At 55.9% G+C, this 26,671-nt stretch carries 32 protein-coding genes; 18 read left to right on the top strand and 14 right to left on the bottom strand.

The genetic code is table 11. From position 1 onward, the window contains the following. On the bottom strand, positions 1-795 hold a 795-nt coding region (locus GEAM_RS07470; RefSeq protein ID WP_034790098.1), incomplete at its 3' end, for an MFS transporter. Positions 796-1,044: 249 nt separating this feature from the next. Beyond that, positions 1,045-1,203 (bottom strand): YqaE/Pmp3 family membrane protein, encoded by a 159-nt coding sequence (locus GEAM_RS22595; protein WP_034790096.1) that lies wholly within the window; start codon positions 1,201-1,203, stop codon positions 1,045-1,047. A 212-nt stretch (positions 1,204-1,415) separates the two neighbouring features. Between GEAM_RS22595 and GEAM_RS07460 the strand changes: the two genes are divergently transcribed. Next, a complete protein-coding gene (locus GEAM_RS07460) occupies positions 1,416-1,937 on the top strand; it encodes a DUF1003 domain-containing protein (RefSeq protein WP_034790094.1) in 522 nt (173 codons plus the stop codon). A gap of 252 nt (positions 1,938-2,189) precedes the next feature. After that, entirely contained in the window at positions 2,190-2,474 is a 285-nt protein-coding gene (locus tag GEAM_RS07455; RefSeq protein ID WP_034790093.1) for a hypothetical protein, read from the top strand. 95 nt (positions 2,475-2,569) lie between these two features. On the opposite strand, the gene GEAM_RS07450 is transcribed toward GEAM_RS07455, so the two are convergent. Together GEAM_RS07450 and GEAM_RS07445 are read right to left on the bottom strand one after the other, a co-directional pair. Beyond that, entirely contained in the window at positions 2,570-2,848 is a 279-nt protein-coding gene (locus GEAM_RS07450) for a hypothetical protein (protein ID WP_034790091.1), read from the bottom strand. A 126-nt stretch (positions 2,849-2,974) separates the two neighbouring features. Further along, entirely contained in the window at positions 2,975-4,111 is a 1,137-nt protein-coding gene (locus GEAM_RS07445) for an MFS transporter (RefSeq protein ID WP_051899439.1), read from the bottom strand. A gap of 194 nt (positions 4,112-4,305) precedes the next feature. Between GEAM_RS07445 and GEAM_RS07440 the strand changes: the two genes are divergently transcribed. The 3 genes from GEAM_RS07440 to GEAM_RS07430 all read left to right on the top strand — a co-directional run bounded on the left by GEAM_RS07440 (position 4,306) and on the right by GEAM_RS07430 (position 6,055). Beyond that, the gene (locus tag GEAM_RS07440) at positions 4,306-4,809 is read left to right on the top strand and encodes a DUF1543 domain-containing protein (protein ID WP_034790089.1); all 504 of its coding nucleotides are present in this window, start codon (positions 4,306-4,308) and stop codon (positions 4,807-4,809) included. A gap of 93 nt (positions 4,810-4,902) precedes the next feature. Beyond that, entirely contained in the window at positions 4,903-5,796 is an 894-nt protein-coding gene (locus GEAM_RS07435; RefSeq protein WP_034790088.1) for a LysR family transcriptional regulator, read from the top strand. Positions 5,797-5,854: 58 nt separating this feature from the next. Next, the gene (locus GEAM_RS07430) at positions 5,855-6,055 is read left to right on the top strand and encodes a DUF7736 domain-containing protein (protein WP_034790115.1); all 201 of its coding nucleotides are present in this window, start codon (positions 5,855-5,857) and stop codon (positions 6,053-6,055) included. Positions 6,056-6,124: 69 nt separating this feature from the next. On the opposite strand, the gene fliE is transcribed toward GEAM_RS07430, so the two are convergent. Next, a complete protein-coding gene (gene fliE / locus GEAM_RS07425; RefSeq protein WP_034790085.1) occupies positions 6,125-6,439 on the bottom strand; it encodes a flagellar hook-basal body complex protein FliE in 315 nt (104 codons plus the stop codon). 316 nt (positions 6,440-6,755) lie between these two features. Between fliE and fliF the strand changes: the two genes are divergently transcribed. From fliF to fliR, 13 genes are all read left to right on the top strand, one after another. After that, positions 6,756-8,480, top strand: coding sequence for a flagellar basal-body MS-ring/collar protein FliF (gene fliF, locus GEAM_RS07420; RefSeq protein WP_034790083.1), 1,725 nt, complete (start codon positions 6,756-6,758; stop codon positions 8,478-8,480). Beyond that, the gene (gene fliG, locus GEAM_RS07415) at positions 8,477-9,469 is read left to right on the top strand and encodes a flagellar motor switch protein FliG (protein WP_034790081.1); all 993 of its coding nucleotides are present in this window, start codon (positions 8,477-8,479) and stop codon (positions 9,467-9,469) included. Before fliF ends, fliG begins: the two co-directional genes overlap by 4 nt. Positions 9,470-9,578: 109 nt before the next feature. Beyond that, positions 9,579-10,262: a flagellar assembly protein FliH gene (gene fliH, locus GEAM_RS07410; protein ID WP_051899441.1), complete on the top strand. Its 684-nt coding sequence runs from the start codon at positions 9,579-9,581 to the stop codon at positions 10,260-10,262. Then, positions 10,262-11,626 (top strand): flagellar protein export ATPase FliI, encoded by a 1,365-nt coding sequence (fliI, locus tag GEAM_RS07405; RefSeq protein WP_034790079.1) that lies wholly within the window; start codon positions 10,262-10,264, stop codon positions 11,624-11,626. Before fliH ends, fliI begins: the two co-directional genes overlap by 1 nt. A gap of 18 nt (positions 11,627-11,644) precedes the next feature. Further along, positions 11,645-12,091: a flagellar export protein FliJ gene (gene fliJ, locus GEAM_RS07400; RefSeq protein ID WP_034790078.1), complete on the top strand. Its 447-nt coding sequence runs from the start codon at positions 11,645-11,647 to the stop codon at positions 12,089-12,091. After that, complete coding sequence (locus GEAM_RS07395; RefSeq protein ID WP_034790076.1) at positions 12,088-13,458, top strand: flagellar hook-length control protein FliK; 1,371 nt, start codon at positions 12,088-12,090, stop codon at positions 13,456-13,458. The genes fliJ and GEAM_RS07395 overlap by 4 nt, the downstream gene beginning before the upstream one ends. A 149-nt stretch (positions 13,459-13,607) precedes the next feature. Continuing rightward, on the top strand, positions 13,608-14,102 hold the full coding sequence (gene fliL, locus GEAM_RS07390) for a flagellar basal body-associated protein FliL (protein ID WP_034790075.1): 495 nt from the start codon (positions 13,608-13,610) through the stop codon (positions 14,100-14,102). Positions 14,103-14,109: 7 nt separating this feature from the next. Further along, a complete protein-coding gene (fliM, locus tag GEAM_RS07385; protein ID WP_034790074.1) occupies positions 14,110-15,126 on the top strand; it encodes a flagellar motor switch protein FliM in 1,017 nt (338 codons plus the stop codon). Next, positions 15,119-15,538, top strand: a complete 420-nt coding sequence (gene fliN, locus GEAM_RS07380; RefSeq protein WP_034790073.1) for a flagellar motor switch protein FliN — start codon at positions 15,119-15,121, stop codon at positions 15,536-15,538. The genes fliM and fliN overlap by 8 nt, the downstream gene beginning before the upstream one ends. Before the next feature lie 12 nt (positions 15,539-15,550). Continuing rightward, positions 15,551-16,000, top strand: coding sequence for a flagellar biosynthetic protein FliO (gene fliO, locus GEAM_RS07375; protein WP_419471220.1), 450 nt, complete (start codon positions 15,551-15,553; stop codon positions 15,998-16,000). Continuing rightward, positions 15,997-16,743 carry a flagellar type III secretion system pore protein FliP gene (fliP, locus tag GEAM_RS07370; protein WP_034790072.1) on the top strand — a complete coding sequence of 249 codons (747 nt, stop codon included), beginning with the start codon at positions 15,997-15,999 and terminating at the stop codon, positions 16,741-16,743. Before fliO ends, fliP begins: the two co-directional genes overlap by 4 nt. Positions 16,744-16,775: 32 nt before the next feature. Next, on the top strand, positions 16,776-17,045 hold the full coding sequence (gene fliQ / locus GEAM_RS07365) for a flagellar biosynthesis protein FliQ (protein ID WP_034790071.1): 270 nt from the start codon (positions 16,776-16,778) through the stop codon (positions 17,043-17,045). Between the two features lie 2 nt (positions 17,046-17,047). Then, entirely contained in the window at positions 17,048-17,833 is a 786-nt protein-coding gene (fliR, locus tag GEAM_RS07360; RefSeq protein WP_034790070.1) for a flagellar biosynthetic protein FliR, read from the top strand. Here fliR and rlmC read toward each other — a convergent pair. The 9 genes from rlmC to nfsA all read right to left on the bottom strand — a co-directional run bounded on the left by rlmC (position 17,830) and on the right by nfsA (position 26,494). Beyond that, a complete protein-coding gene (gene rlmC / locus GEAM_RS07355) occupies positions 17,830-18,957 on the bottom strand; it encodes a 23S rRNA (uracil(747)-C(5))-methyltransferase RlmC (protein ID WP_034790069.1) in 1,128 nt (375 codons plus the stop codon). The genes fliR and rlmC overlap by 4 nt on opposite strands. 50 nt (positions 18,958-19,007) lie before the next feature. Then, the gene (locus tag GEAM_RS07350) at positions 19,008-19,469 is read right to left on the bottom strand and encodes a YbjO family protein (protein ID WP_034790068.1); all 462 of its coding nucleotides are present in this window, start codon (positions 19,467-19,469) and stop codon (positions 19,008-19,010) included. Between the two features lie 89 nt (positions 19,470-19,558). Continuing rightward, positions 19,559-20,404, bottom strand: a complete 846-nt coding sequence (gene potI / locus GEAM_RS07345) for a putrescine ABC transporter permease PotI (protein ID WP_034790066.1) — start codon at positions 20,402-20,404, stop codon at positions 19,559-19,561. After that, positions 20,401-21,357, bottom strand: a complete 957-nt coding sequence (gene potH, locus GEAM_RS07340) for a putrescine ABC transporter permease PotH (RefSeq protein WP_034790064.1) — start codon at positions 21,355-21,357, stop codon at positions 20,401-20,403. Before potH ends, potI begins: the two co-directional genes overlap by 4 nt. A 14-nt stretch (positions 21,358-21,371) precedes the next feature. Beyond that, positions 21,372-22,505, bottom strand: a complete 1,134-nt coding sequence (gene potG / locus GEAM_RS07335) for a putrescine ABC transporter ATP-binding subunit PotG (RefSeq protein WP_034790062.1) — start codon at positions 22,503-22,505, stop codon at positions 21,372-21,374. 156 nt (positions 22,506-22,661) lie between these two features. Continuing rightward, positions 22,662-23,771 (bottom strand): spermidine/putrescine ABC transporter substrate-binding protein PotF, encoded by a 1,110-nt coding sequence (gene potF / locus GEAM_RS07330; protein WP_034790060.1) that lies wholly within the window; start codon positions 23,769-23,771, stop codon positions 22,662-22,664. A 441-nt stretch (positions 23,772-24,212) separates the two neighbouring features. Beyond that, entirely contained in the window at positions 24,213-24,695 is a 483-nt protein-coding gene (locus GEAM_RS07325; protein ID WP_034790058.1) for a YbjN domain-containing protein, read from the bottom strand. Positions 24,696-24,841: 146 nt separating this feature from the next. Continuing rightward, complete coding sequence (gene rimK / locus GEAM_RS07320; RefSeq protein ID WP_034790056.1) at positions 24,842-25,744, bottom strand: 30S ribosomal protein S6--L-glutamate ligase; 903 nt, start codon at positions 25,742-25,744, stop codon at positions 24,842-24,844. Between the two features lie 27 nt (positions 25,745-25,771). Further along, positions 25,772-26,494, bottom strand: a complete 723-nt coding sequence (nfsA, locus tag GEAM_RS07315) for an oxygen-insensitive NADPH nitroreductase (RefSeq protein ID WP_034790054.1) — start codon at positions 26,492-26,494, stop codon at positions 25,772-25,774. Positions 26,495-26,671 lie beyond the last annotated feature (177 nt).

Below are 26,671 nucleotides of genomic sequence, written 5' to 3'. Positions count from 1 at the left end.
TACCAGCCCGATACCGCAAGAACCCACGGCATAGGTCGATAAGATATAGGTTGCCGCGCCCTTATTACCCAACTCCTGCGCGAAGGCGATCACCGCCACTTCTACCGTGCCGAAAATCATGCCGATGCCGACAAACACCATCACCACGTACCACATCGCGCCGTGCTTCATCACTGACAGCGTGCGTTTCTGCTTGATAGGATTCACTTTCGGCTCGGTGGATTTCTGCACCACAAACAGCAGCGTGCCCACCGCGAGGAAGGTCGCCGCCGCCAGCACCCCTGCTTCGGGGAACAGCGCAATGCTCAGACCGATACCAAACACCGGCCCGGCCATATACACCAGCTCATCCAGCACCGATTCAAAGGCAAAGGCCGTGTGCAGTTGCGACTTGCCGCGATAAATCTCGGTCCAGCGCGCACGCACCATCGAGCCAATGCTCGGCATCACGCCGGCGATTAATGCCAGCATAAACAGCATTTCATTGGGCGCGCTAAGCCACGCCGCGAGGCATAAACCGATCAATGCCAAAAAGGCCAGCGTCACCATCGGGATCAGCACTTTCGCCTGCCCTTTGACATCCACCCAGCGCGATACCTGCGGAGCAATAAAGGCATTGGCCATGGCAAAAGTGGCGGACACCGTGCCAGCCAGCCAATATTCACCATGCGTTTGGGACAGCATCGCCACGATGCCGATGGTGGTCATTGGCAGAGGCAGACGAGCAATAAAACCTGCGGCAGAAAAACCTTTGGTGCCTGGGCGCCGGAATATCTCGGCGTACGGATTAGACATGAAAGTTCCTTATTTCACAGAGAGGTATAATTTTTTAAATCGAGCAGCAAAATCCCCTGCCCAATTGCGCCAAGCGGCTAACAAAAACAACAATATAAATCACAATTTAGAGGCGACATGATGCCTGAGAGACAATAAGGAGTCTTTTCGTTTCGTGTTAAATGTTTGTGATATTTGGGCAGTAAAAAGCCCAACCTATTGGCTGGGCTTATGAAATCGAGGAAATTTTACCAAAAAAACCTTAATTCATTACTTACGTGTCTGGATCCAGAATGCGTGGATCAAACCCGGCAAATAGCCGCACAGGGTCAGCACGATGTTCAACAGGAACTGAAGGCCAAGGCCATTACCAATCAGCACGCCCAGTGGCGGCACCAGAATCGTAATCAATACTCTCCAAAAACCCATACTTCTCTCCTTTTCACGATTGATGCTCTAAAGGTAGCCTAGGCAACTCAGCCTAACAATCAGATAGTTCGGGAAAAGCAGTTGGCGTTCAGAGAGATAAATCGTCCGTCAACGAACTGCATTGGCGGCAATAATAAGATATCGGTTTCCCGCATTTCACCCTAAGGTGACTCTTATCAGCACGCTCATCAGTTCACATAAAGGAAGTCGTCATGCAGCCAACCTCTTCAGATACCCCAGCTAAAAAACGCGATCCCTTCCGCTTTCACCGCAAACACTCCCATTTGGCCCCGACCTTCGGCGAGAGCTGGTTTGCCCTGAAGGCAGAAGCCTTTGCCCGCTTCTTCGGCACGCCGCTGTTTTTGGGTGCGCAAACCGTGGTGGTCGCGGTATGGATCATCATAAACGTCACCGGGCTGGTGAAGTTCGACGTCTACCCGTTTATCTTGCTCAATCTGGCGTTCAGTTTGCAGGCCGCCTACGCCGCGCCGCTGATCTTGCTGGCGCAAACCCGGCAGGCCGAGCGCGACAAGGCTCACTCAGACGCCGATGCCCAGCATCGCGAAGAGCTGGCGCAGGCCAACGAGCAGCGTCAGGAGATGGCCGCGCAGCACACGCAGCAGATGCTTGAGCTGTTAAAACAGAACACCGAGCTGACCAATATCACCAAACAGCTGAGTGAAAGGATTGAAGTCCTGACCTCCCAGCTGCATAAAAAAATGCTCGAACAATAATGGTCGCTCTTCTGCTACCAAAAACATTTTGTGATGCCGATCACATTTAAGTTTTTGCTTAAGTCGTGTTCTCAGTCCTGCCCTATAATTTATACCAAGCCAATTATCTGCCATTCAGGCAGGTAATTGGCGGGTTGCTTAATGTCCTGTTTTTGCTGCGCGATTTCATTTATTGTTCGCAGCGCCTCATTTGAGCGTTCCCGTGTGGGAGAAAGTGCTTGTATCATCAATCACTTATTTGGAGGAGTAATAATGTCTGAATACCATTATTTGCTTCTGGGAGGGAGTCGGCATGGGCAGAAGCATGTCGACCGTTGCCATCAGTTTTCACTCTATTTCTGGGCAGACAATCGGCTCGAAGAGCGTCAGTCTGACTCAGCAATTTTTGCAGTGCAAAACGAGCGTTATAAAGTATCTCCAGAGAAATGTGCTGACGGCAATTGGTATCTGGTCGGTTACTGTGGGGCAAGACCTGAGATCCCCGTGGATGAACTGACTGATTTGATACTGGATAACAACGTTAAGCCCATGATGTAACACAGTGGTTGAGAAGGTTGATCCTTAGCAGCTTTGTATAAAGTTAAGAACCCCGCCCTTAGCGGGGTTTGTTGTTTTTATGGCAGTAGAAATCTTTAGTCTCGTCCGGCATTGCCCTGAATATGTGCGGCGCGGAACTCCACCACCGTCCCGTTTTCAAAATGGCGTTTGGCGGAAGGCGCAAAACGCCCGACCGGGGAAGCCTTAGTCACCACGCCTTCAAACTCACCGTCATTGATTTCGCGGATGGTGACATCCAACTGATAACTCCCCGACCCATCGCCGAAAGGAAAAGTCAGGAGTTTCACCTTATCGCCAACTTGCCAGCGGGTCAGCATCGGCAACGGGGCTTGTTCAAAAATGTCCTCATTCATCTGGCTTTTCCTTCTTTCAGGTTGATTAATAAGAGGATAGAACACTTCTCATCCCGTCGCCTGAAAATGAAAGCCTTCTGCAATCCATGCCGCAATCTGCTCATTTGGCACTTGCGGCGGATTGAATTAACGCATAAGCCGCCCGCCGGTCAGCGCGATTAATGCCAGCGTGGCGCTGATCACCCACAGCGCAGCCTGCAAGCCAAAATGCACGCTAATGCCGCCGATAATCACCGGGCCGGTGAGCATTCCAGCATAGGCCAGCCGCGTCACCATCGCGATGCTGGCGCTGGTGTTAGGACTATCACCTTTGGCGGCCGCCATAAACAGCAGCGGCATCATATTCGCCAATCCAAGGCCCAGCAGGAAGAAGCCCACCAGCGACAGCCCAAAGCTGTTGACCAGCAGGATCAGCGCGATGCCGAGCACGCCGACGCAGGCCATCACCGTCAGCAATTTGGCATCACCGGCGCGCTTGCGCAGGCGATCTCCGGTTAAACGGCCCAGCGTCATGCCGGTAGAAAACAGCGCGTAGCCGAGGTAGTTATAGTGCGGGTCCGGCCGCAGGATCTCTTTGATGTAAACCGTGCTCCAGTCATACATCGCCCCTTCAGAGAACAGCGCCAGAAAGGCCAGAGTGCCCACCAGCCACAGGCGCAGCGGCTGTTTGAGCATCGCCACGTGTACCATTTCCTCTCCCTGTTCCACCGTGGTGACGCCACGCAGATTGCGCGACAGCCACTGAGAAAACAGCGCGATCAGCAGCATCATCAATATCACATAAGGCAGAGGCTTCAGCCCCAATGCCTGCGCCAGCAGGCCGCTGAGTGAGCCGACAATGCCGCCAAGACTGAACATGCCGTGGATGGTGGATAAAATAGGCCGGTTGAGATGCTTCTCCAGCGCCGTCGCCTCAACATTCATCGCCACGTCGAGCACCGCGAGGCTCATGCCAAACAGCAACATAAAGCCGCAAGCCAGATAGAAAGAGGGAGACAAAAACAGCAGGAGCAGCATCAGCGGATAGAGTACGCTAAATATAATCAGCGACTTACGGGTGCCGATGGCATTCACCAGTCGCCCCGCCCGGCCCATCACCAAAATCGCCCCGGCGGACATAGAGAACATCGCCATCGACAGCGCGGCGTCGTTGATGCCGTGAAACTGTTTAAAGTAGGGAATGAAAATCCCCCAAGTGGAAAACACCATGCCGTTGAATAAATAGAGCAGGCAGAGGCTGCGGACTGCGTTGTGCTTTGTCATTGTGCTTAGGTTGTGGCGCTTCTCTCAAAAGAGGAGCGGAGTTGAGGATTATTGGCCGCTATCTTGGCATTGGCAACGGCGGCTGTGAAATGCTTAATTTAAATAGCGTTTATCTATCAGAGAGATAAATGGGAGATCGCCACCGCCTTTCGCTATATAATCGAATGCATAACCAATGAGAGTGAGATAACAGCATGAACTTATATATTTTTTATGTTGGCGGTAATGCAGGGAAATCCAATATTGAAGTTCACGACGTGCAGTTTGCCGTGGTGAGCAAGCCAGAAGACGCTTGGCCGCTGCTGCGCGAAGCCTGGTTTGGCGACAAAAACAAGATCCACCTCGACGGTTACGCCATTATTGATTGGGCCGACGGCTACCGTATTTCTTTGTCTCGCGAACCGGCGGCCACCTCGCCCAAGCTGTTCTTTGTCAATGCCGGAGCCTACCGCAGCGACACGCTGGCCGAGCTGCATGAGTTCGACCTGTTCGTCGCCGAAAACGCGGCGCAGGCCAAAGCCAAAGCATTAGGCACCCTGTTGTGCGGCTTCAACCAGCAGCATAAAGACAATCTGGTGGATGTGGATGACTGCCTGCTGCTGGAAAAAGTCGGCGACTACTTTATTCACCTTGAGCCTTATGCCGACGGCGAACGCTTCAAACCCGCATGGCAAGGCTACTTGCCGATTGGTGAGTAGTTTTGCGCAGATTGCCTCCGGACTTATCTCCCCCTACAATCCATCCACTGAATGTATGTTTGATTTGAAATCTATCTAACAGAGAGATGAGTGATGGAGTTAAGGCAGGTTAGGCATTTTATTGCGGTGGCTGAAGAAGAGAACTTTACCCGCGCGGCGCAGCGCTGCCATATCGTGCAGTCGGCGCTCTCAACCTCCATCAAGTCGCTGGAAGAGGAGCTGGACGCGGTGCTGTTCATCCGCACCACCCGTCAGGTCAAATTGACCATGGCCGGTCGGCTGTTCCTGCACAGCGCCAAGCTGGCGGTGCATCATCTCGATAAAGGTATTGAAGAGGTGAAGGCCGTCAGCACGCTGCAGCGCGGCACGCTTTCTATTGGCACGGTGCAGAGCCTGCCGCCGTTTATCAATCTGCCCGCCACCCTGTCGACCTTTCTCAAAGGCCATCCCGATTTCGAGGTTAAGCTTTCCCAAGGCAGCTCGGCGTCGCTAAATGACAAAATCGTCAATCAGCAGATTGATTTGGCGCTGATGCCGTTGGAAGAGGTCGCGCCGCAGCTGGCTAATCGCATCGTGGCCTGTGACTCAATGGTGGTGACCTTCGCCCCAGATCATCCGCTGAGCACGCGGGAGAATGTCACTCTCGCCGAAATTAGCGACTACCCTTTTATCGATTTCGAACAGGGCCAAGGCACCCGCAAGCTGATAGACCGTGGCTTCAACGCCCAGAACCTATCGCGACGCATTGCTTTTGAAGTCAGTGATTTAGACACGCTGGTTCGACTGGTGAAAGAAGGTCTTGGCATCGCGCTGATCCCACAGGCCGTGGTGGATTTACACGGCGAAGCGCTGCGCAGCGTCGAGGTATCTGACGTCGATTTATGCTGGGAATTGGTGATTGCATGGCTCAACCATGGCCGCAATAATGACGACATCCCTGACCGCCCGACGGCGGAGTTTTTATCTCTGCTGATGGAAGATTTATAAAATGAACGTCCTGCCGATGGCCCGCTACCGTCAGCCTGAAATGAAACAAGGAATTGAAATGCAGAAGCTAACTCAACAGCAGTGTGTGATCCTCACCGGCTTTACCGGCATCCTTCACGGCGAATTCGAATGGTTCCACGCTGATTTAGAAGCCCGTCTAGGCCGCGAAGTTCAAACCTCAGAACTCGGCTACCCGGAGTTTATGGACGAGTGTAAGGCATTGTATGAAGAAGATTTTAATGGGCTAATGCCAGAGTAATTCCCCTTTCACTTTCACCTCCCCCGCCCACAGGCCATCTTGCATGTGGGCTAAAAGCTTTTTGAGCGTTTAGACGCTCATGTTCATCACATCCTGATACGCCGCCACCAGCTTGTTACGCACTTGGATGCCTAACTGGAGGGAGATGGCGGATTTCTGCATATCAACCATCACGTCGTTCAAACCAACGCCCGGCACGCCGAGTTCGAATTTCTGCGCCTGCAATTTGGCGGTGTTTTGCGTTTCGCTGATCTTGCCCAGCGCGGCTTTCATCTCGCTGGCGAAACCGGCTTCCTGTAGGGGTTCGACAGGTTGCTTCATTCCTGCCTGAAGCGCGGTGGCCTGCAACTGCTGCAAAACACTCTCAATGCCTTGAATTGCCATAGATTCCTCGATTTTCACACGGTTCTGAATGGGGGATGAAACCGATTTGTGTTTCATGGAACGACACCCTATCACATAGGAATTTCCCTAAACGCGCTAATTGACCGCAAAAACCATGGCTTATCGGGCCATTAACTTTGCATAAAGCAGCAAATAATGGCTCACCTGAAAAATCAGGTTCCTCTTTTATTGTGGAGAGGGGCTAAAAAAATGACACGCTTGTCTGTTTTACATCAGCAGGATTGCGCACTTGGGAGTCTGTTTTGTCACGACACAACACGAACATCAACGTTCAACAGCTGAATAGGGATCTGGTATGAGTTCTGCAATTGCTGGCGCAGAAAACCCTGAAAGCGGATTGACAGCGTTTATCAACCGCCTGCGTGCGAATCCAAAAATCCCCCTGGCCATTGCCGCAGCCGCCGCAGTGGCCATTGTTGTTGTCTTGACGCTGTGGGCCAAAGCGCCGACTTATCGCGTACTGTTCAGCAACCTGAACGACAAAGACGGTGGCGCCATCGTCACTCAACTGACCCAAATGAACATCCCTTATCAGTTCTCTGATAACGGCGGTGCCATCTTGATCCCGGCAGATAAAGTCTATGAAACTCGCTTGAAACTGGCCTCTTCCGGCTTGCCAAAAGGCGGCGCAGTAGGCTTTGAGCTGATGGACCAAGAGAAGTTTGGGATCAGCCAGTTCAGCGAGCAGATCAACTATCAGCGCGCGCTGGAAGGCGAACTGTCACGCACCATTGAGACTTTGGGTCCGGTGCAGAGCGCCCGCGTTCACTTAGCTATCCCTAAACCTTCACTGTTCGTGCGCGAACAGAAGAACCCTTCTGCCTCGGTGACGTTGAACCTGCAATCCGGCCGCGCACTGGATGACGGCCAGATCAACGCCATCGTTTATATGGTCTCGAGCAGCGTCTCGGGCCTGCCTCCGGCCAGCGTTACCGTGGTTGATCAGAGCGGCCACCTGCTGACTCAGGCCGATGGCAACGGGCGTGACCTCAACGCCGCGCAGCTGAAATACGCCAATGAAGTGGAAGGCCGCCTGCAACGCCGCATCGAAGCCATCCTGCAACCTGTGGTAGGCAGCGGCAACGTGCATGCCCAAATCACCGCGCAGATTGATTATGCCGTGCGTGAGCAGACTGACGAAAACTACCAGCCTAACGGTTCGCCGGACAAAGCCGCAGTGCGTTCGCGTCAGTTAAGCACCAACGAACAAATTGGCGGTTCAGGCGTCGGCGGCGTGCCGGGTGCCCTTTCCAACCAGCCAACGGCTCCGGCCACGGCGCCAATTACCAATCAGGCGACCAACGTTAATAACCCGAACGCGGCCAACGGCCAGCAAGCGAATGGGCAGAACAACGCGGCTAACCGCAATGCTGCCACCGCCGCGCCGTCAGGTCCGAGCAGCAACCGCCATGATGAAACCACTAACTACGAGCTGGATCGCACTATTACTCACACCCAGCACAGCGCGGGCGGCATTCAGCGCCTGTCGGCGGCGGTGGTGGTCAACTATCAGCCGGGCGTCGATGGCAAAGCCAAGCCGCTGACCGACGAGCAGTTGAAGCAGGTTGACTCTCTGGTGCGCGAAGCGATGGGCTTCTCCACCGAGCGTGGCGATACCCTGAACGTGGTCAACACGCCGTTTAATGAAACTGCGGATGAATCCACCGAACTGCCGTTCTGGAAATCTCCGGCCTTCTTCGACCAACTGCTGAACGCGGGCCGCTGGTTGCTGGTGCTGATTGTTGCTTGGCTGCTGTGGCGCAAGATGGTTCGCCCTCTCCTGCTCAAACAGCAGGCTGACCGCGAAGCGCAGGCTGCGGCGACTGCAGCGGCGGCGATGCCAGTACCGGAAGGCACGCAGCCCGCCAAACTGTCTAACGACGAGCTGGCCAAGCGCCGCCGTTCACAACAGCGCGTCAGTGTTGAAGTTCAAACCCAACGAATTCAGGAGCTGGCGGATAAAGATCCTCGCGTCGTCGCCCTGGTTATCCGCCAATGGATGAGTACAGAACAACCATGACTATGACCGGAACCGAAAAAAGCGCCATCCTGATGGTCACGCTGGGTGAAGACCGCGCGGTGGAGGTGTTCAAGCACCTTAACCCGCGTGAAGTTCAGCAAATCAGTGGCGCGATGGCCAACATCCATCAGATTTCCAACAAACAGCTCAGCGACGTGCTGAGCGAGTTTGAAGACGAATCCGAGCAGTACGCCGCGTTGAGTGTTAACACCAGCGAGTACCTGCGTTCGGTACTGACTAAAGCCTTGGGCGAAGAGCGCGCCGCCAGCCTGCTGGAAGACATTCTCGAGTCGCGCGAAACCACCACCGGCATGGAAACCCTCAACTTCATGGAGCCACAGATTGCGGCCGACCTGATCCGCGACGAACATCCGCAGATCATCGCCACCATTCTGGTGCACCTGAAACGCGGTCAGGCAGCGGACATTCTGGCGCTGTTCGACGAGCGCCAGCGCAACGACGTCATGCTGCGTATCGCCACATTCGGCGGCGTACAGCCTGCGGCCCTCGCCGAGCTGACCGAAGTGCTCAACAACCTGCTCGACGGCCAGAACCTCAAACGTTCGAAGATGGGCGGTATTCGTACTGCGGCGGAGATCATCAACTTGATGAAAAGCCAGCAGGAAGAAGCGGTTATCGAAGCAATGCGTGGCTACGACGGCGAGCTGGCGCAGAAAATCATCGACGAAATGTTCCTGTTCGAGAACTTGGTGGACGTCGACGACCGCAGTATCCAGCGCCTGTTGCAAGAGATCGAAGGCGAATCGCTGCTGGTTGCATTGAAAGGTGCCGAAGCGCCGCTGCGCGAGAAATTCCTGCGCAACATGTCACAACGCGCTGCCGATATTCTGCGCGACGACTTGGCAAACCGTGGCCCGATGCGCATGTCTCTGGTGGAAAACGAACAGAAAGCCATTCTGCAAACTGTGCGTCGTCTGGCCGAGTCTGGCGAGATGATGATTGGCGGAGGCGAAGATACCTATGTCTGATGCCCTGACGCCACAAGACCAACCGGCCGAGAAAAAGACGCTGGCCGAGCGCAAAGCCGAACAGCTCAACGCCCTGCCATGGCAGCCGTGGAAGCTCAACGACCTCAATATGCCCTCTTACTCGAGTAAAGAGTACAAAACGCCGATCGAACCGCTGTTTGGTGAAGAAGATGGCGAAGAGCACGAGACTGAGAGCGGCGAGACGCTGAGCCAGTTTCAGGTTGACCAGAACGAGCTGCAACGTCTGCAAATTCAGGCGCAGCAGCAGGGTCACCAGCAAGGCTTTGAAGCGGGCAAACAGCAAGGTTATCAGGCTGGCTACCAGGCCGGTCAGGAAGCGGGCCAGCAGCAAGGCCTGCAAGAAGCGCAACAGCATCAGGCGGTGCTCACCGAGCACTGGCAGCATCTGGTCACTGACTTCCAGCAGACGCTGGACGCGCTGGACAGCGTGATTGCTTCGCGCCTGATGCAAATGGCGCTGACCGCCGCCAAGCAGGTGCTCGGCCAGCCGCCGATTTGCGACGGCTCCGCCCTGCTGACTCAGATTCAACAGTTGATCCAGCAAGAGCCGATGTTCAAAGGCAAGCCGCAGCTTCGGGTTAACCCGGCTGATTTCGAGCGCGTTGAGCAGCATCTTGGCGTCACCCTCAGCCTGCACAGCTGGCGTCTGCTGGCTGACAGCCAGATCCACGCCGGTGGCTGTAAAGTCAGCGCCGAAGACGGTGATATGGACGCCTCGCTGGCGACTCGCTGGCACGAACTCTGCCGCCTCGCGGCACCGGGTGATCTCTGATGACCGCCCGCCTCAGCCGGTTGCTAAAAACCCTCGATGACGCTGAAAAGCGCATGGAGCGCACCCCTGCGCTGCGCCGCTACGGTCGCCTGACCCGCGCCACCGGGCTGGTGCTCGAAGCCACCGGACTGCAACTCCCCCTTGGCGCGACCTGCCTGATTGAACGCCATGACGGCAATGTGGTGCAGGAAGTCGAAAGCGAAGTGGTCGGTTTTAACGGCCAGCACCTGTTTTTAATGCCGCTGGAAGAAGTGGAAGGCATTCTGCCGGGCGCGCGAGTGTATGCCCGCATCTCGCCAGAGGGCCACACCGCCGGTAAACAGCTGCCCCTCGGGCCACAGCTGCTGGGCCGCGTGCTCGACGGCAGCGCCAAGCCGCTCGACGGCCTACCGCCGCCGGATACTGGCTATCGCGCCGCGCTAATTACCCCTCCTTTCAACCCGTTACAGCGCACGCCAATCACTGACGTGCTCGACGTCGGCGTGCGAGCGATTAACTCCCTGCTGACCGTCGGTCGCGGGCAGCGTATGGGCCTGTTTGCCGGGTCCGGCGTGGGCAAATCGGTGCTGCTCGGCATGATGGCGCGCTACACCCAAGCCGACGTGATTGTGGTCGGGCTGATTGGTGAGCGTGGTCGCGAAGTTAAAGACTTTATCGAAAATATTTTGGGTGACGAAGGCCGCGCTCGCGCGGTGGTGATCGCCGCCCCGGCGGATGTCTCCCCGCTGCTGCGTATGCAGGGCGCGGCTTACGCCACCCGTATTGCGGAAGATTTCCGCGATCGCGGCCAGCACGTGCTGCTGATCATGGACTCCCTGACCCGCTACGCCATGGCGCAGCGTGAGATTGCCTTGGCTATCGGCGAGCCGCCGGCCACCAAAGGCTACCCGCCGTCCGTGTTCGCCAAGCTGCCCGCGCTGGTTGAACGCGCCGGTAACGGCATCAGCGGCGGCGGCTCGATCACCGCTTTCTACACGGTGCTGACCGAAGGTGATGACCAGCAGGACCCGATTGCCGACTCCGCGCGCGCCATTCTTGACGGCCACGTGGTGCTGTCGCGCCGTCTGGCAGAATCCGGCCACTACCCGGCAATTGATATCGAAGCCTCCATCAGCCGCGCCATGACCGCCCTGATTGACGATAACCAGTACGGTCGCGTGCGCGACTTCAAACAACTGCTGTCGAGTTACCAGCGCAACCGCGATCTGGTGAGCGTCGGAGCTTACGCCGCAGGCAGTGACCCGATGCTGGATCGCGCCATTCGGCTCTACCCGCAAATGGAAGACTTCTTGCAGCAGGACATCATGGAGCGCAGCTCCTACGAAGACGCCTGCTTGCAATTGAAGATGATGTTACCGAGCTAATAACCAGAGGACTTGTGTATGGAAAGTTCATCACCTTTAGTCACTCTCTGCTCTCTGGCGCAGAAAGCGTTGGATCAGGCGACCAACCATTTAGGTCAGGTCCGCAAGTCGCACGGTCAGGTGCAAGAACAGTTGTCGATGCTGCTCAATTACCAGAATGAGTACCGACAGAAGCTCAACACCACCATGACTGGCGGGATTGCTGCCAATACGTGGCAGAACTATCAACAGTTTATTTCGACGCTGGAAGTGGCTATCGACCAGCATCGCCAGCAGCTGACCCAGTGGAACCAGCGTCTGGACGCCGCCGTCAGCCAGTGGCAGGACAAGCAGCAGCGGCTCAACGCCTACCAGACGTTGCAAAGTCGCGCCAGCGAGCAGCAACGGGTGCAGGCCAACCGGCTGGATCAAAAACAAACGGATGAATTCGCCCAGCGCGGAACTCATAGGAAATCACAGTCATGAATATGAATATTCAGCCCGCCGCTGCCTCCGCGGTTAAAGGTGCCGGACACGGCAAAGCAACCGGGGCAGCCGCCCTGCTGGCCGACCTCGACGCCGGTAATTCGACGCAAGATTTTGCCAGCCAGTTGGAAGCCCAGCTTGGGCCAAAACTCAGTTCGCAGCTTGGTCAGTTAGGCCAGCAACTGGCGGCCAAGGGTCAGGTGGTGGATAAAAACAGCCTGACACAGGCGGTGAATAGCGGCGAGCAGGAAGGCACGCTGTCGCTCGACGACAATCAGCTGAGCCAAATCATGGCGGCGATTCAGGCTCTGCCGAACGGCAACTTGAAAACTGCCGATGCCAGCCAGCTGAAAAATGCCGCCCTCGGTGACCAAGAAGAGACTAAAGACCCGGCAAGCCCAGACGCCAACGCCCTGCCGATTCAGGCGCTGTTCGCCATGCTCGCCGCCCAGCCTGCGGCCCAAGTGACGCCAGCCACTGCCGCCTCGGCGCAAAATGGCGCATTGGCCAATAACGGCGATAATAAAGATAAAACCGCCCTGCTTCAGGCACTGAGTGGCGACGCCAAATCACTGCTCGCGCAGGGTGACGACAAGGCCGCAGACCATAAAACCGCCGTGACCGACACCAGCGGCAAAGTGGTTAGCCAGCACGGCGACGCCCGCGCGGCGACCAGCAAGTCGAACGATTTCAACACTGCATTGGCGGCCATGAGCAGCGCGGCCAACGGCGCGACTGTCCAGCAGAACAGCACCGATGTGAAGCACGGCGATAATAGCGCGCTGCTGCAAAACCTCAATCAGGTGAACAGTGCCGCGATGGCGGCCTCTTCGGTACCGGTGTCGAGCACGCCAACCAGCACCACGCTGGTTTCGGCCCCTAACGTGCCGCAGCTTAATGCGCAGTTGGGCAGCCCGGAGTGGCAGCAGCAGTTGGGTCAGCAAGTCTTGATGTTTAACCGTCAAGGCCAGCAAACCGCCGAGCTTCGCCTGCATCCGCAGGATCTGGGTTCAATCCAGATAAGCATGAAGATTGAAGACGGTCAGGCGCAGATGCACTTTGTTTCCGGCCACAGCGGCGTGCGTGCCGCGCTGGAAGCCGCCATGCCGCAGCTGCGCACCTCGCTGGCTGACAGCGGCATTAACCTGAACCAGACCAATGTCAGCAGCGACACCTCGCAGTGGCAGCAGGCTTCTAATGGCGCGCAGCAGCAATTTGGTCAGCAATCAGGCTCATCGCAAGGCAGTGATGCCAGCTGGGCCGCGTTTAACGGCGTTGGCACAGCCTCGGCCAGCGACGCCCTTCCCGTTCCAGCCTCGCTTCAGCAGTTGGCTAGCGGCAAAGGCGGCGTCGATATCTTCGCCTGATTGCCCCTATTTGCCCCCGCTATACGTTGAAAGATAGCGGGTAAACGGCAGAGCTAACCGCGTTTAACCCGCCTATTCCCTCTATTGAAATTGGGGATAGGCGGGATAATCATTCACAGAATTATCATTTACAGGAAATTCCCTTATCCATGTCTGACTCTGCTATTGCGACCAAGCGAAAAGGTAAGCGCTCAAAATTAATCATCCTATTGGTTCTGCTGGCTCTGATTGCCGCGGCCGGAGGTGGTTACGCCTGGTGGATGCTGCAAGGTCAATCGTCTGCGCCCGGCGCAGCTCAGGTTAAGAAAGAGGAACCGCCTGCTCCGCCTGTTTTTCTGGCGCTGGACACCTTCACGGTTAATCTGCAAAACGCAGATAACAACCCAGATCGCGTGCTGTATATCGGCCTGACGTTGCGCCTGCCGGATGAGAAAAACCGCACCGCGCTGAACGAATATCTGCCAGAAGTCCGCAGCCGCCTGCTGTTACTGCTCTCTCGCCAGAAAAGCTCTGATCTGGTCAGCGAAGCGGGCAAGCAGCAGCTGATCACGGACATCAAACAAGTTTTGAGTACTCCTTTTGTCAAAGGTCAGCCTAATCAGGTGATCAGCGACGTGCTTTTCACTGCTTTCATACTGCGATAATCAAATTATGGGCGACAGCATTCTTTCACAGGCCGAGATTGACGCACTGCTTAACGGCGATAGCGACGGCGACAGCGCGCAACCGGTTGATAACAGTGCCTCTAAGGTTGACGATGGCGTTAAGCCGTTTGACCCGACCACGCAGCGCCGCGTTATTCGCGAGCGTTTGCAGGCGTTGGAGATCATCAACGAGCGCTTTGCCCGTCACTTCCGCATGGGGCTGTTCAACTTATTGCGCCGCAGCCCGGACATCACGGTAGGCCCGATCAAAATTCAGCCCTACCACGAGTTTGCCCGCAACCTGCCGGTGCCGACCAACCTCAACGTGATCCACCTGAAGCCGCTGCGCGGTTCGGCGCTGTTCGTCTTCGCGCCAAGTCTGGTGTTTATCGCGGTGGATAACCTGTTCGGCGGCGACGGCCGTTTCCCGACCAAAGTGGAAGGCCGTGAATTCACCCATACCGAGCAGCGCGTGATTAAACGCATGCTGACGCTGGCGCTCGATGCCTATCAGGATGCGTGGAGCGGCGTGTATAAGCTGAGCGTCGAGTACGTTCGCGCCGAGCTGCAGGTGAAATTCACCAACATCACTTCGTCGCCAAACGACATCGTGGTCACCACCCCATTCCATGTGGAGATCGGCGCGCTGAGTGGCGATTTCAACATCTGTATCCCGTTCAGCATGATTGAACCGATACGCGAACTGTTAACCAACCCACCGGTAGAAAACTCTCGCAATGAAGAGAGTCAGTGGCGCGAAAACTTAGTGCATCAGGTGAAGCATTCACAGCTCGAACTGGTGGCGAACTTCGTGGATATTCCACTGCGATTGTCGCAAATCCTCAAATTACAGCCGGGTGACGTTTTACCGATTGAGAAGCCGGACCGCCTGATCGCTCACGTCGACGGTGTCCCGGTCTTGACCAGTAAATACGGCACGCTTGGCGAACAATACGCCCTGCGCGTTGAACATTTGATTAACCCAATTTTGAATTCCCTGGATGAGGAACAGCCCCATGAGTGACATCAATAAACCGTCTGACAGCGGATCGGAAAACGTAGACGATTTATGGGCTGATGCGTTTAACGAACAGCAAGCCGCCGGTGGCAATGAGAAAATTTCTACCGAAGGCGTGTTCGCGGCGCTGGGCGCGCAAGAAGGCACCGGCAGCCTGCAAGATATCGACATGATTCTGGATATCCCGGTCAAGCTGACGGTTGAACTGGGCCGCACCAAGATGACCATTAAAGAGCTGCTGCGCCTGTCGCAGGGTTCGGTGGTGGCGCTGGACGGACTGGCGGGCGAGCCGCTGGATATCCTGATCAACGGCTACCTGATTGCTCAAGGCGAAGTGGTGGTGGTTGCTGATAAATACGGCGTGCGCATCACTGACATCATCACCCCGTCAGAGCGTATGCGTCGCCTGAGCCGCTAGTGAGAAACTCCTTTGACTACCGCTAACAGCTCGACCAACAGCGATTCACCTTACATCACGCCAACGGCAACCCATGGCACGGTGCAGCAACAGACTGCACCCGCTATTCCGACCGGCTCGGCGTTAACGCAGGTGAGCACCGTGCTCGGCGGCATCTTGCTGCTGATTTTGCTGATTGGCTGGGTAGCCAAACGTCTGGGCTTCGCGCCGCAGACCAAGAATTCCAAGCTGTTGAAGGTCACCGCCAGCTGTCAGGTCGGGCGTTCCGAGAAAGTGGTTATTGTCGAAGTGGATAACACCTGGCTGGTGCTGGGCGTGACCTCGCATCAAATCACCCCGCTGCATACTCTGAGCTCACCACCGGTGATTGCGGAGAGCGCCGAGGTGACAACGTCACAGAAACCGATTGATTTTGCTCAACTGCTGACCAAAGTGCTGAAACGTCCGGGAAATAAAGAATGAGCGTGCTGAAATCTTCTCTGCGCTGGAGCCTGCCGCTGCTGCTGTTGGCAAGTCCTGCCGCCTTCGCGCAACTTCCGGGCATCGTCAGCCAGCAATTGTCGAATGGCGCACAGAGCTGGTCGCTGCCGGTACAAACGCTGGTGTTCATCACCACCCTGACCCTGCTGCCCGCCATGCTGCTGATGTGTACCAGCTTTACGCGCATTATTATCGTGCTGGGTTTGCTGCGAAACGCGCTGGGGACCCCTTCTGCGCCGCCGAACCAAGTGATGCTCGGACTGGCGCTGTTTCTGACCTTTTTCGTGATGTCGCCGGTGTTCGACAAAATCTACACCGACGCCTACCAGCCGTTCAGCGAAGACAAAATCAGCATGCAGGTGGCGATGGACAAAGGTGCCGAGCCGCTGCGCCAGTTTATGCTGCGCCAGACCCGTGAAACCGACCTCGCGCTGTATGCCCGTTTAGCCAATCTGCCGCCGCTGGCAGGCCCGGAAGCCGTGCCGATGCGCATTCTGCTGCCCGCTTATGTCACCAGCGAGCTAAAAACCGCGTTCCAGATTGGTTTCACCGTCTTTATTCCCTTTATGATCATCGACCTGGTGGTCGCCAGCGTACTGATGGCGCTGGGTATGATGATGGTGCCACCCGCCACCATCTCGCTACCGTTCAAGCTGATGCTGTTTGTACTGGTCGACGGCTGGCAGTTGCTGCTGGGTTCGTTGGCACAGAGTTTTTATAGCTAGCCCAAGCACATTCACATTGGAATACAAAGTAAATGACTCCTGAATCGGTAATGGCGATAGGTAATCAGGCGATGAAAATCGCGCTGGCGGTGGCTGCGCCGCTGCTATTGGCAGCGCTGGTGACTGGCCTGATCGTCAGCCTGTTGCAGGCGGCAACGCAGATCAACGAACAAACCCTCTCCTTTATTCCGAAGATTCTGGCCGTGGTGGCAACCATCGTTATCGCCGGGCCGTGGATGCTCAATCTGCTGCTGGACTACATGCGCACGCTGTTCACCAGCCTGCCTTACATCATCGGCTAGCCATGGTTTCCTTCGACAGCACCCAGCTTGCCGCCTGGCTCAGCATGTACTTCTGGCCGATGCTGCGCATTCTGGCGCTGATCAGCACCGCGCCGGTCACCAGCGAAAAGCAGGTGCCGAAGCGCGTGAAGCTTGGCCTCGGCATGATGATCACCTTCCTGATCGCCCCCAGCCTGCCGCCGATTGAGGTGCCGATGTTCTCCAGCGGCGCGCTCTGGCTGGCCGTTCAGCAAATCATTATCGGTAGCGCCTTGGGCTTAACCATGCAGCTGGCCTTTGCCGCCGTACGTATGGCGGGTGAAATCATCGGCCTGCAAATGGGCATCTCCTTCGCTACTTTCTTCGACCCCAGCAACCGCCTCAACTCACCGATTTTGGCGCAGATCCTCAACCTGCTGGCGGTGCTGCTGTTTTTGAGTTTTGACGGCCATCTGTGGCTGATATCGCTGCTGGCCGACAGCTTCCAGAGCCTGCCTATTCGCTCTCATCCGTTGAATGGCAACGGCTTTATGGCATTGGCAAAAGGCGGGAGTATGATCTTTAGCAGCGGCCTGATGCTGGCCCTGCCGATTGTCACCCTGCTGCTGACGCTCAACATGTGCCTCGGCCTGCTCAACCGCGTGACGCCGCAGCTGTCTGTGTTCGTCATTGGTTTCCCGCTGACGCTGAGTATTGGGATTTTGGCGATAAGCCTGATGATGCCGATGCTCGCGCCGTTCAGCGAGCACCTGTTCAGTGAAACCTTCGATAAGCTGGTGCTTATCCTTGGCGAGATGGCGAACCGTTAACGGCGCGAAAGCAGCGTTAACACTTCGTAGTGCGCGGTGTGCGGGAACATGTCGAACAACTGCACGCGCTCGACGCGGTAATCCGGCATGGCGGCCAAGTCTTTCGCCATAGTCTGCGCATTACAGCTGGAGTAAAGAATGGTTTGCGGAGCCATGCGGCTGAGATAGTCGCAGAGTGCCTGACCAATGCCGCGACGTGGCGGGTTGACCAGCACCAGATCGGGAATGCTCTCTTTGGCGGTGGCAAAGCCGGTAGAATCCAAGGCCTGAAACTCCACCTGCTTCAGCCCCAATCGGGCGGCCGAGGCTTTGGCGCAGGCAATCGCCTCGGCGCTGATTTCAATCCCGGTCAGTTTCATCTCCGGCGTGGCGCAGTGCAGGCCAAAGCCGCCGACGCCGCAGAACAGATCCCACATGCTGCCGATATTCAGCTCGCGCACCCAGTCACGCGCCGTGGCATACAGCGCGGCGGCCACCTGCGGGTTGGTCTGGAAAAAACTTTGCGGGCGGATAAACAGCGGCACCTGATTAAACTCCTCTTCCAGCGCCTGCTGCTCGGTCAGGGCAATCTCGCGCTCGCCTTCGAGAATCGCCATATGCACCGGCTGAATATTGGCGGAAATTACCTTTAACTGCGGTAACTGCTGCTGGAGCCACGGCAGCGCGGCGCGCAGCTGTGCCAGCTTGGCTTCGGAGCGCAGCACAAAGCGCAGCATCATGCCGCCCTCTTTCTGGCTTTCAGTTAATAGCAGGAATTTCAGCTCGCCGCGCTTGCGGGCGACGTTATAGGGAGTGAGTCCGGCGCGGGCGATAAAGCTTTTCAGCACGCCAAACACCTCGGGGAAGCTGGCGGGATACAGCGGGCAGTCGCACAAATCCACCGGCGTGCCGTCGCGATGCAGCATGCCGAGCAGCGGGCGCTCCACGCTGCCACTCACCACCATTTTAGCTTTGTTGCGAAACGCACTTTCCGGCCCGGTGACCGGCTCCAGCCATTCGCCTACCGCCACGTCAGCCAGCAGCTGTTGCAGGTCCTGTTGTTTATCGACCAGTTGGCGAGAGTAAGGCTTGTCCAGCCATTGGCAGGAACGGCAGGTCCCGGCGGTATAAAGTGCGCAATGCATGAAAATTGACCGTTATTGGATGAGCGGAGAAAAACGTGGCGCGCAGTGTATCACCGTGCGGCCTGAAAGGCTGCTCTGCGGCGCAGGAAAAACTGACGGCTGCTCTGAGGCGCAAACAGCAGCAAGAGCACTACTATGTCGGGGACTTTTTGCATTAACAGCGCGTGCAAAAACTGCCCCTGAGTCTCGGTTTCGAAGCGGAAAATCTTCGGCCCGAACCACTCGAATGACGCCAGCAGCATGTAACTCACCACCACCGCCTGACAGCCGACAAAGGCCCAGCGACCCCAGTTGCGCCCGCGCATCATGGCATAAGACGCGTGACATTCAATCCACACAATCAGCAGGCTGGCGAGCAGGATAAAGCAGTTAACCCACGACTCCGCGCTGGCCTGAACAAAATCCACCACACCCGCCACGCCCATGGCATCGAACAGCAAAATAAACTCTAGGCAGCGCGTCGCGACAATCGCCGACGCGCCAATCATTACGGGTACGGGTATAAATCTCATCTTTCCTTAGATCCCCTGGGTTTTGGGCGTTTCCGCAGCGCTCAGAACATCAACGCCCATGACTTTGGGTTTATGTATAAGGTTAAAAATTAATGCCGATAAGCGCGCTGCATGTCTTTGATTCTCTGCTTCTCCGCCCGCGACATAAACCACCAGGCAATCAGGCCGATGATGCCAACCACCAGCAGAATCAGCGTCGCCAGAGCGTTGATCTCCGGGTTCACCCCCATGCGCACGCTGGCAAATACCAGCATTGGCAAAGTGGTCGACCCCGGCCCGGCGACAAAGCTGGCAATCACTAAATCATCGAGAGACAGCGTGAAGGCCAGCAGCCAGCCGGAAACCAGCGCCGGGGCAATCATCGGCACCGTGATGATGAAAAACACCTTCAACGGCGTCGCGCCGAGGTCCATTGCCGCCTCTTCGATTGACCTGTCCAGCTCGCGCAGTCGCGCTGCCACCACCACCGCTACGTAGGCGCTACAGAAGGTGACGTGCGCCAGCCAGATGGTGAACATGCCGCGCTCGGCGGGCCAGCCAAAGGCGTGCCCCATCGCCACAAACAGCAGCAAGAGCGCCAAGCCGGTGATCACGTCGGGCATTACCAGCGGCGCGGTCAGCATAAAGGCAAAGCCGGTGGAGCCTTTGAATCGGCCAAAACGCACAATCACCACCGCGGCGAGGGTCCCGACGATCACCGCCATGGTCGCCGCCGCCGTGGCGATACTCAAACTCATGCCTACCGCGCTAATCATTGCAGAATCATGGAATAACTGAGTATACCAGCGAGTTGACCAGCCAGCCCAGACCGTAACGAGCTTGGAGCTGTTGAACGAGTAAATAACCAGCATCAACATCGGCGCATAGAGAAAGGTGAAGCCAAGCACCAGAATAAGAATTCGCCACGGTGAGCGAACAACCGGCAAATTGTTCATTCTTTGTCTCCCAGCTCTTTGTTTTGGTATTTGTGGAACCAGAGGATTGGCATGATGAGCAGCAGCAACATGATCACCGCCACCGCAGAAGCCACCGGCCAGTCGCGGTTATTGAAGAACTCCTGCCACAAAATTCGGCCAATCATGATGCTGTCTGGCCCGCCCAGCAGCTCAGGAATGACGTATTCCCCCACCGCCGGGATAAACACCAGCATCGAGCCAGCAATAATCCCGCCCTTGGTCAGCGGCATAATCACTTTGAAGAAGGTTTTTAGCGGGCGCGCGCCAAGGTCCAGCGAGGCTTCCACCAGCGAGTAGTCAAGACGGGTTAGCGCGGTGTAAATCGGTAGCACCATAAACGGCAAATAGGAGTAAACGATGCCGATATAGACCGCCAGATTCGTGTGCAAAATCACCAGCGGCTGGTCGATGACGTGCAGCCACATCAGGAAGTTATTCAGCACCCCGTTGTCTTTTAAAATGCCCATCCAGGCATAGACGCGGATCAGGAATGAGGTCCACGACGGCAGAATAACCAGTAACAACAGGATATTACGCATGGATTTGCTGCTGTGCGCCACCGCCCACGCCAGCGGGTAGCCAATCAGCAGGCAGCAGACCGTCGAGATGGCCGCTACTTCCAGCGATTGCAGATAAGCTTCGATATACAGCGGGTCGTCGGTCAGCGAGATGTAATTGCCGAGATTCAGAGCAATATCCAGCATGCCGTCGGTGAAAGTGACTAAATCGGTATAAGGAGGAATGGCTCGGGCCATCTCTGCCAGACTGATTTTGAACACGATAAGGAAAGGCAGCAGGAATAACAGCAGGAACCACACCAGCGGCAGCAGGATCACCAGCTTGCGGCCGTGCTTTTGCTGCATGCGACCAATAAAAGCTTTCACCCCACCCGGTGGTTTGGCAGGCTCAGGATGTGCGGAAATAAAGGACATGGCTTCGACTCCCCTTAAACGGTCAGCACGACACAGCTGTCGGCTTCCCAGCACAGGCGCACTTCGTCGCCCCAAGTCGGCATCCCTTTGCGGAAGCGATGGCCGTTCTGCAGCTGCGCGGTGATCATCTGCCCACTGTGTAACTTGACGTGGTAAATGGACAAATCGCCGAGATAGGCAATGTTGACCACTTCGCCGACGGCAAAGTTACAGCCATCTTGCGGGATCTCTTCGCACAGCAGGATTTTCTCCGGGCGCAGGGCCACGAACACCGGTACGCCGTCCACCACCGAGGAGTCGGCGTCAACTTTCAGCGGATGCACCAAGCCGGGGCTGCTGATCACCAGCGCGTCGTCCTGACGCTCTTGCAGCACGCCCTCGAAGATATTTACCGAACCGATAAACTCCGCGCTGAAGCGGCTGGTCGGGTGCTCGTAAATCTCCTCCGGCTCGCCAATTTGCACAAACTTGCCGCGATTCATGATGGCGATACGCCCCGCCATGGTCATCGCCTCTTCCTGATCGTGAGTCACCATCACACAGGTCGCGCCGACGCGCTCGAGGATATCCACCACTTCAAGCTGCATGCGGTCGCGCAGTTTTTTGTCCAGCGCACCCATAGGCTCATCGAGCAACAGCAGTTTGGGTCTTTTCGCCAGACTGCGCGCCAAAGCCACGCGCTGGCGCTGGCCGCCGGAGAGCTGGTGCGGCTTACGCTTGGCGAACTCTTCCATATGTACCAGCGTCAGCATCTCCGCCACGCGGCTTTTGATTTCCGCCGACGGCAGCTTGTCCTGCTTCAAGCCAAAGGCGATGTTCTGCTCGACGGTCATGTGCGGGAACAAGGCATAGGACTGGAACATCATGTTGATTGGGCGCTGATAAGGCGGAACCTGCGACAGGTCGACGCCGTCGAGTACAATTTGCCCCTGAGTCGGGGTTTCAAAACCGGCCAGCATGCGCAGCAAGGTGGACTTGCCGCAGCCTGACGCGCCCAACAGGGCAAAGATTTCGCCTTTATAGATGGTCAAACTGACGTCATCCACGGCAGCCTGACCATCAAAAGATTTGGTTAAATTGCGGATTTCCAGCAAAGGCGTGAAGCCTTTGTGAGTTTTCGGCTGAGGACGGGGGATTGCATCATTCACTCAGAAACATCTCCGGCAGAAGGCGGTAAAAAGCCGCATAGATTGAGGAACCGAAATAGAAGCAGCGGCTCCGCGCGTTTATTTCGCAGAGCCACTGGGGTAATACTCACTTTCATTTGAGATGCACCAAGGCGGCAGCTCGAAGAGTGAAGAGTATTATTTGTTGGTTTTCACTTTAGTCCAAGAACGGGTAATGACGCGGTCAATCTTCGGATCCTGCACCTTCAGCGTAAACAGCTTGGCGCGCACGGCATCCGACGGGTAAATGCCCGGGTTGTTACGCACGTCGGCATTCACCAGCGGCGTGGCAGCAAGGTTGCCACTGGCGTAGTACACCGTGTTGCTGATCTGCGCGATCACCTTCGGCTCCATCAGGTAGTTGAGGAACTGATAGGCTTCATCCAGATTTTTAGCATCAGCCGGGATAGCAAACACGTCGAAGAAGGCCAGCGCGCCCTCTTTCGGAATGCTGTACGCCACGTTGACGCCGTTTTTAGCTTCTTTCGCGCGGTTAGAGGCTTGCATCACGTCACCCGCCCAGCCAATCGCCACGCAGATATCGCCGTTTGCCAAGTCATTGATGTATTGGGAAGAGTGGAAATAGCGAATGCTCGGGCGCAGCTTCAACAGCAGGTCATTGGCGGCACCGGTGTAGTCGCTGGCTTTGGTACTGTTCGGGTCGAGGTGCAGGTAGTTCAGCACGGTGGCGTAGATTTCAGCCGGTGCGTCGAGGAAGGAGACGCCGCAGCTTTTGAGCTTCTCGAGGTTTTCAGGCTTAAGCACCAGATCCCAGCTGTCCACCGGCGCGTCTTTGCCTAAAACTGCCTTCACTTTATCAACGTTATAGCCGATGCCGGTGGTCGCCCACAGGTAAGGAATGGCGTATTTGTTACCCGGATCGTGCTGCGCGACCATTTTCAACAGCTCAGGGTCGAGGTTTTTGTAGTTTGGCAGCTTACTCTTGTCCAGAGGCTGGAACACCCCTGCCGCCAGCTGGCGCTCAAGGAAACTCGCCGATGGCACCACCAAGTCGAAGCCGGTGCTCCCCGCCATCAGTTTGCCTTCCAACACTTCGTTGGAGTCGAAAACGTCGTATATCACCTTGATGCCGCTTTCCTTCTGGAAATCTGGCACCGTATTCGGCGCGATATAGTCAGACCAGTTGTAGACGTGCAGCGTTTTTTCTTCCGCTGACGCTGTGACGGACGCGGCCATAACCAGACCGGCGACAACACCCGATAACCACTTTTTACGCAGGGTGAACATCCGTTACTACCTCCAATACAGGGGGAAAAGGAAAATTGAACTTGTATCTCAAATGGATACAAAACCTTTCATAACCAGACCAACCGTCGCGCCCAAATCTGCATAAGCATGCATTGACGGACCCAACGCTGCGAGCCGAATAACCATTTGGTTTTACGGTGTAATTAACCTATAGCGCAGAATCAGCAGAATACCCCCTGCGCCCCCTCGGTACTAGACTGCATGGGCAAAACCACAATTTATCGATTAATTATGCAATTTTGCTCTATGCCCTGTGGCACATAAGCCATTAACAAAGTGAAATGTATGGCAACAATGTGCAAATAACAGAATAACTGTTTGTTAAAGAGTGTAGTGGAAGCGGAAAAAATCACCAAAGCCGCGGGAATTCGCGGCTTATGCGAGAAATTTGCAATGGGGAAGTGTTAAGGCGAGAGAGGATTAATGCAGAATGGGAACATTGAGGTTGGTTAGCGGCTCGCCTTCATCCGGCTCGCCCACGAACAGCATGTCATTAGCATGCGCTTCGAGAATGATCATCGACATCTGCTCTTCCGCCTGTTGCAGGAAGTAGCCAAACTGCTCCACCGTCACACCCACGGCAATCGCCAGCGACTGGCAGACAATCAGCTTAGGCAAATTGTCATCCTGAATGTCGATAAAAGCTTTCACCGTCAGCGAACTGGCGTTGATTTGGCTGAGATCGGCCACGATGGGAATAAGCGCGGTTGGCTTCACTTCGGCCAGCGCGGAGAACAGGATCACGTTATCAACAATGTCCAACTTGGCGTCAAATACGCCATCAAAATTCTGCATATGCGGCAAATGGAGAGCCTGACAGGAATCACACTCGAAAAATGATATCCCTAACTGATCCAGCCAGCGCCGGAGCAACGCCAAATCAGGGACGATGAGCGAATCCATAAAATGCCTCACAAGTTTAAATCAATGAAGTCGACAGCAGAAAAGCGCGCCCTTAAAGGGCGCGAAGGGGACATAGCTTACGGAATTATGTCAGTAAGCGCTATGATCAATACGCGCTTGCTGCACATTAATGCGGGTGAAGGCGCTTAGCCGCCAGATTTCAAGCGAAAACCGGGGCGAGCGCGATGTTCAATGTAGTCAATCATCATGCCCGCGATGTCCAAACCGGTGGTGCTTTCGATACCTTCTAAGCCAGGCGAAGCGTTAACTTCCATCACTAACGGACCTCGGTTAGAGCGAAGGATATCCACACCGGCGACATCCAGCCCCAAGGTTGCTGCCGCTTTCACCGCAATGGCTTTTTCATCGGCGGTGATTTCCACCTTATTGGCCGTGCCACCGCGATGCAGGTTTGAGCGAAAATCGCCGGGCTTGGCCTGGCGCTCAATGGCTCCCACCACTTTCTTGCCGACGACTAGACAGCGAATGTCCCTGCCCTCGGCTTCGCGGATATACTCCTGCACCAAAATATGCGCATTCAGCCCACGAAAGGCGTCAATCACGCTCTCCGCCGCCTGCCGCGTCTCGGCCAGCACCACGCCAATGCCCTGTGTGCCCTCCACCAGCTTGACCACCAGCGGCGCGCCGCCGACCAAGGCAATCAGGTCAGAGGTGTCATCAGGCATATTGGCAAAGCCGGTGGTCGGCAAATCAATGCCCTCACGAGCCAAAATCTGCATCGAGCGCAGCTTGTCACGGGCGCGAGTAATGGCGACGGATTCATTGAGCGGGAAGCTGCCCAGCATCTCGAACTGTCGCAGCACGGCGGTGCCGTAAAAGGTGATCGCCGAACCAATGCGCGGGATCACTGCGTGGTATTTATCCAGCTGGCGACCGCGATAATGCACACTCGGCGCCGCCGGATTGATATTCATATAACAGGACAACGGGTCAATAATATCGACCGAATGACCGCGACACTCCGCCGCTTCAAGCAGCCGCTTGCACGAATAGAGACTGCCATCGCGGGAAAGAATAGCTATTTTCATCAGACGCCCCGTCAAGGATGAAGAGGTTTAGCGAGTTGCCCAGCCCTGTTTGTGCAGAGCGGCCAGCATATGTGGGCGCTGCTCTTTTTTCAGCGTGCGGATAATCAAATCACTCCAAGTGTCGCGACGCGCATTGCTGTCACGCTGCAAGTAATAGGCGGCCAGTTGCTCGTCGTAATCGGCCAGCGTCTGCGGGTTGAGCGGCTGATAGCTGTTCTCGTGTACCAGCATTGACTGCGGCATACGCGGCTTCACCTGATGATCCTGCGCCGGATAGCCGATACACATGCCAAACAGCGGCATGACGAACTTCGGCAACTTCAGCAGCTCAATCACCTCTTCAACCTGATTACGGATACCGCCGATAAACACCCCGCCCAGCCCGAGTGATTCCGCCGCCGTCATGGCGTTTTGTGCCAGCAGCGCGGTGTCCACGCAGCCCAGCAGCAGCTGCTCAGCTAACCCTAGCTCGGCCTGCGGGTTAATTTGTTGATTGCGATTAAAGTCGGCGCAGAAAACCCAAAATTCGGCCGCGCTGGCGACATATTTCTGCCCGCCGGTGAACTCCACCAGCTTCTCACGCAGCGCCGGATCGGTAATGCGGATGATTGACGAGCACTGTAAGAAGCTAGAAGTCGATGCACCCTGCGCCGCGCCGAGAATAGCCTCGCGCTGTTCATCGGTAACTGGCTGGTCGGTAAAAGAACGGATAGAACGGTGGGAGCGCAGGAGGTCAATCGTGGGCGTCATGGGAAATCCTTGAACAAAAACAAAATAAGAGCCTAATGGCTGACAATCATTGATGCTAGCTCATTGCTTTGCAAGCGCGTTAACCTCAAATGCTGTAACAAAACGCGGCATTATTCAGGGCAGCAAAAGTGTGATAAATAAGTTCGTTCGCCTGACTGATAGGCGCAGGGCATCAAA

The organism is Ewingella americana ATCC 33852 (assembly GCF_000735345.1).
GTDB lineage: Bacteria > Pseudomonadota > Gammaproteobacteria > Enterobacterales > Enterobacteriaceae > Ewingella > Ewingella americana.
This window is presented reverse-complemented; position numbering and strand designations above follow the sequence as displayed.

What these genes read in the sequence shown, in the direction of transcription:
- GEAM_RS22595 (WP_034790096.1), bottom strand. Translation starts at nt 1,203, where the DNA reads ATGGGTTTTTGGAGAGTATTGATTACGATTCTGGTGCCGCCACTGGGC.
- GEAM_RS07460 (WP_034790094.1), top strand. Translation starts at nt 1,416, where the DNA reads ATGCAGCCAACCTCTTCAGATACCCCAGCTAAAAAACGCGATCCCTTC.
- GEAM_RS07455 (WP_034790093.1), top strand. Translation starts at nt 2,190, where the DNA reads ATGTCTGAATACCATTATTTGCTTCTGGGAGGGAGTCGGCATGGGCAG.
- GEAM_RS07450 (WP_034790091.1), bottom strand. Translation starts at nt 2,848, where the DNA reads ATGAATGAGGACATTTTTGAACAAGCCCCGTTGCCGATGCTGACCCGC.
- GEAM_RS07445 (WP_051899439.1), bottom strand. Translation starts at nt 4,111, where the DNA reads ATGACAAAGCACAACGCAGTCCGCAGCCTCTGCCTGCTCTATTTATTC.
- GEAM_RS07440 (WP_034790089.1), top strand. Translation starts at nt 4,306, where the DNA reads ATGAACTTATATATTTTTTATGTTGGCGGTAATGCAGGGAAATCCAAT.
- GEAM_RS07435 (WP_034790088.1), top strand. Translation starts at nt 4,903, where the DNA reads ATGGAGTTAAGGCAGGTTAGGCATTTTATTGCGGTGGCTGAAGAAGAG.
- GEAM_RS07430 (WP_034790115.1), top strand. Translation starts at nt 5,855, where the DNA reads ATGCAGAAGCTAACTCAACAGCAGTGTGTGATCCTCACCGGCTTTACC.
- fliE (WP_034790085.1), bottom strand. Translation starts at nt 6,439, where the DNA reads ATGGCAATTCAAGGCATTGAGAGTGTTTTGCAGCAGTTGCAGGCCACC.
- fliF (WP_034790083.1), top strand. Translation starts at nt 6,756, where the DNA reads ATGAGTTCTGCAATTGCTGGCGCAGAAAACCCTGAAAGCGGATTGACA.
- fliG (WP_034790081.1), top strand. Translation starts at nt 8,477, where the DNA reads ATGACTATGACCGGAACCGAAAAAAGCGCCATCCTGATGGTCACGCTG.
- fliH (WP_051899441.1), top strand. Translation starts at nt 9,579, where the DNA reads ATGCCCTCTTACTCGAGTAAAGAGTACAAAACGCCGATCGAACCGCTG.
- fliI (WP_034790079.1), top strand. Translation starts at nt 10,262, where the DNA reads ATGACCGCCCGCCTCAGCCGGTTGCTAAAAACCCTCGATGACGCTGAA.
- fliJ (WP_034790078.1), top strand. Translation starts at nt 11,645, where the DNA reads ATGGAAAGTTCATCACCTTTAGTCACTCTCTGCTCTCTGGCGCAGAAA.
- GEAM_RS07395 (WP_034790076.1), top strand. Translation starts at nt 12,088, where the DNA reads ATGAATATGAATATTCAGCCCGCCGCTGCCTCCGCGGTTAAAGGTGCC.
- fliL (WP_034790075.1), top strand. Translation starts at nt 13,608, where the DNA reads ATGTCTGACTCTGCTATTGCGACCAAGCGAAAAGGTAAGCGCTCAAAA.
- fliM (WP_034790074.1), top strand. Translation starts at nt 14,110, where the DNA reads ATGGGCGACAGCATTCTTTCACAGGCCGAGATTGACGCACTGCTTAAC.
- fliN (WP_034790073.1), top strand. Translation starts at nt 15,119, where the DNA reads ATGAGTGACATCAATAAACCGTCTGACAGCGGATCGGAAAACGTAGAC.
- fliP (WP_034790072.1), top strand. Translation starts at nt 15,997, where the DNA reads ATGAGCGTGCTGAAATCTTCTCTGCGCTGGAGCCTGCCGCTGCTGCTG.
- fliQ (WP_034790071.1), top strand. Translation starts at nt 16,776, where the DNA reads ATGACTCCTGAATCGGTAATGGCGATAGGTAATCAGGCGATGAAAATC.
- fliR (WP_034790070.1), top strand. Translation starts at nt 17,048, where the DNA reads ATGGTTTCCTTCGACAGCACCCAGCTTGCCGCCTGGCTCAGCATGTAC.
- rlmC (WP_034790069.1), bottom strand. Translation starts at nt 18,957, where the DNA reads ATGCATTGCGCACTTTATACCGCCGGGACCTGCCGTTCCTGCCAATGG.
- GEAM_RS07350 (WP_034790068.1), bottom strand. Translation starts at nt 19,469, where the DNA reads ATGAGATTTATACCCGTACCCGTAATGATTGGCGCGTCGGCGATTGTC.
- potI (WP_034790066.1), bottom strand. Translation starts at nt 20,404, where the DNA reads ATGAACAATTTGCCGGTTGTTCGCTCACCGTGGCGAATTCTTATTCTG.
- potH (WP_034790064.1), bottom strand. Translation starts at nt 21,357, where the DNA reads ATGTCCTTTATTTCCGCACATCCTGAGCCTGCCAAACCACCGGGTGGG.
- potF (WP_034790060.1), bottom strand. Translation starts at nt 23,771, where the DNA reads ATGTTCACCCTGCGTAAAAAGTGGTTATCGGGTGTTGTCGCCGGTCTG.
- GEAM_RS07325 (WP_034790058.1), bottom strand. Translation starts at nt 24,695, where the DNA reads ATGGATTCGCTCATCGTCCCTGATTTGGCGTTGCTCCGGCGCTGGCTG.
- rimK (WP_034790056.1), bottom strand. Translation starts at nt 25,744, where the DNA reads ATGAAAATAGCTATTCTTTCCCGCGATGGCAGTCTCTATTCGTGCAAG.
- nfsA (WP_034790054.1), bottom strand. Translation starts at nt 26,494, where the DNA reads ATGACGCCCACGATTGACCTCCTGCGCTCCCACCGTTCTATCCGTTCT.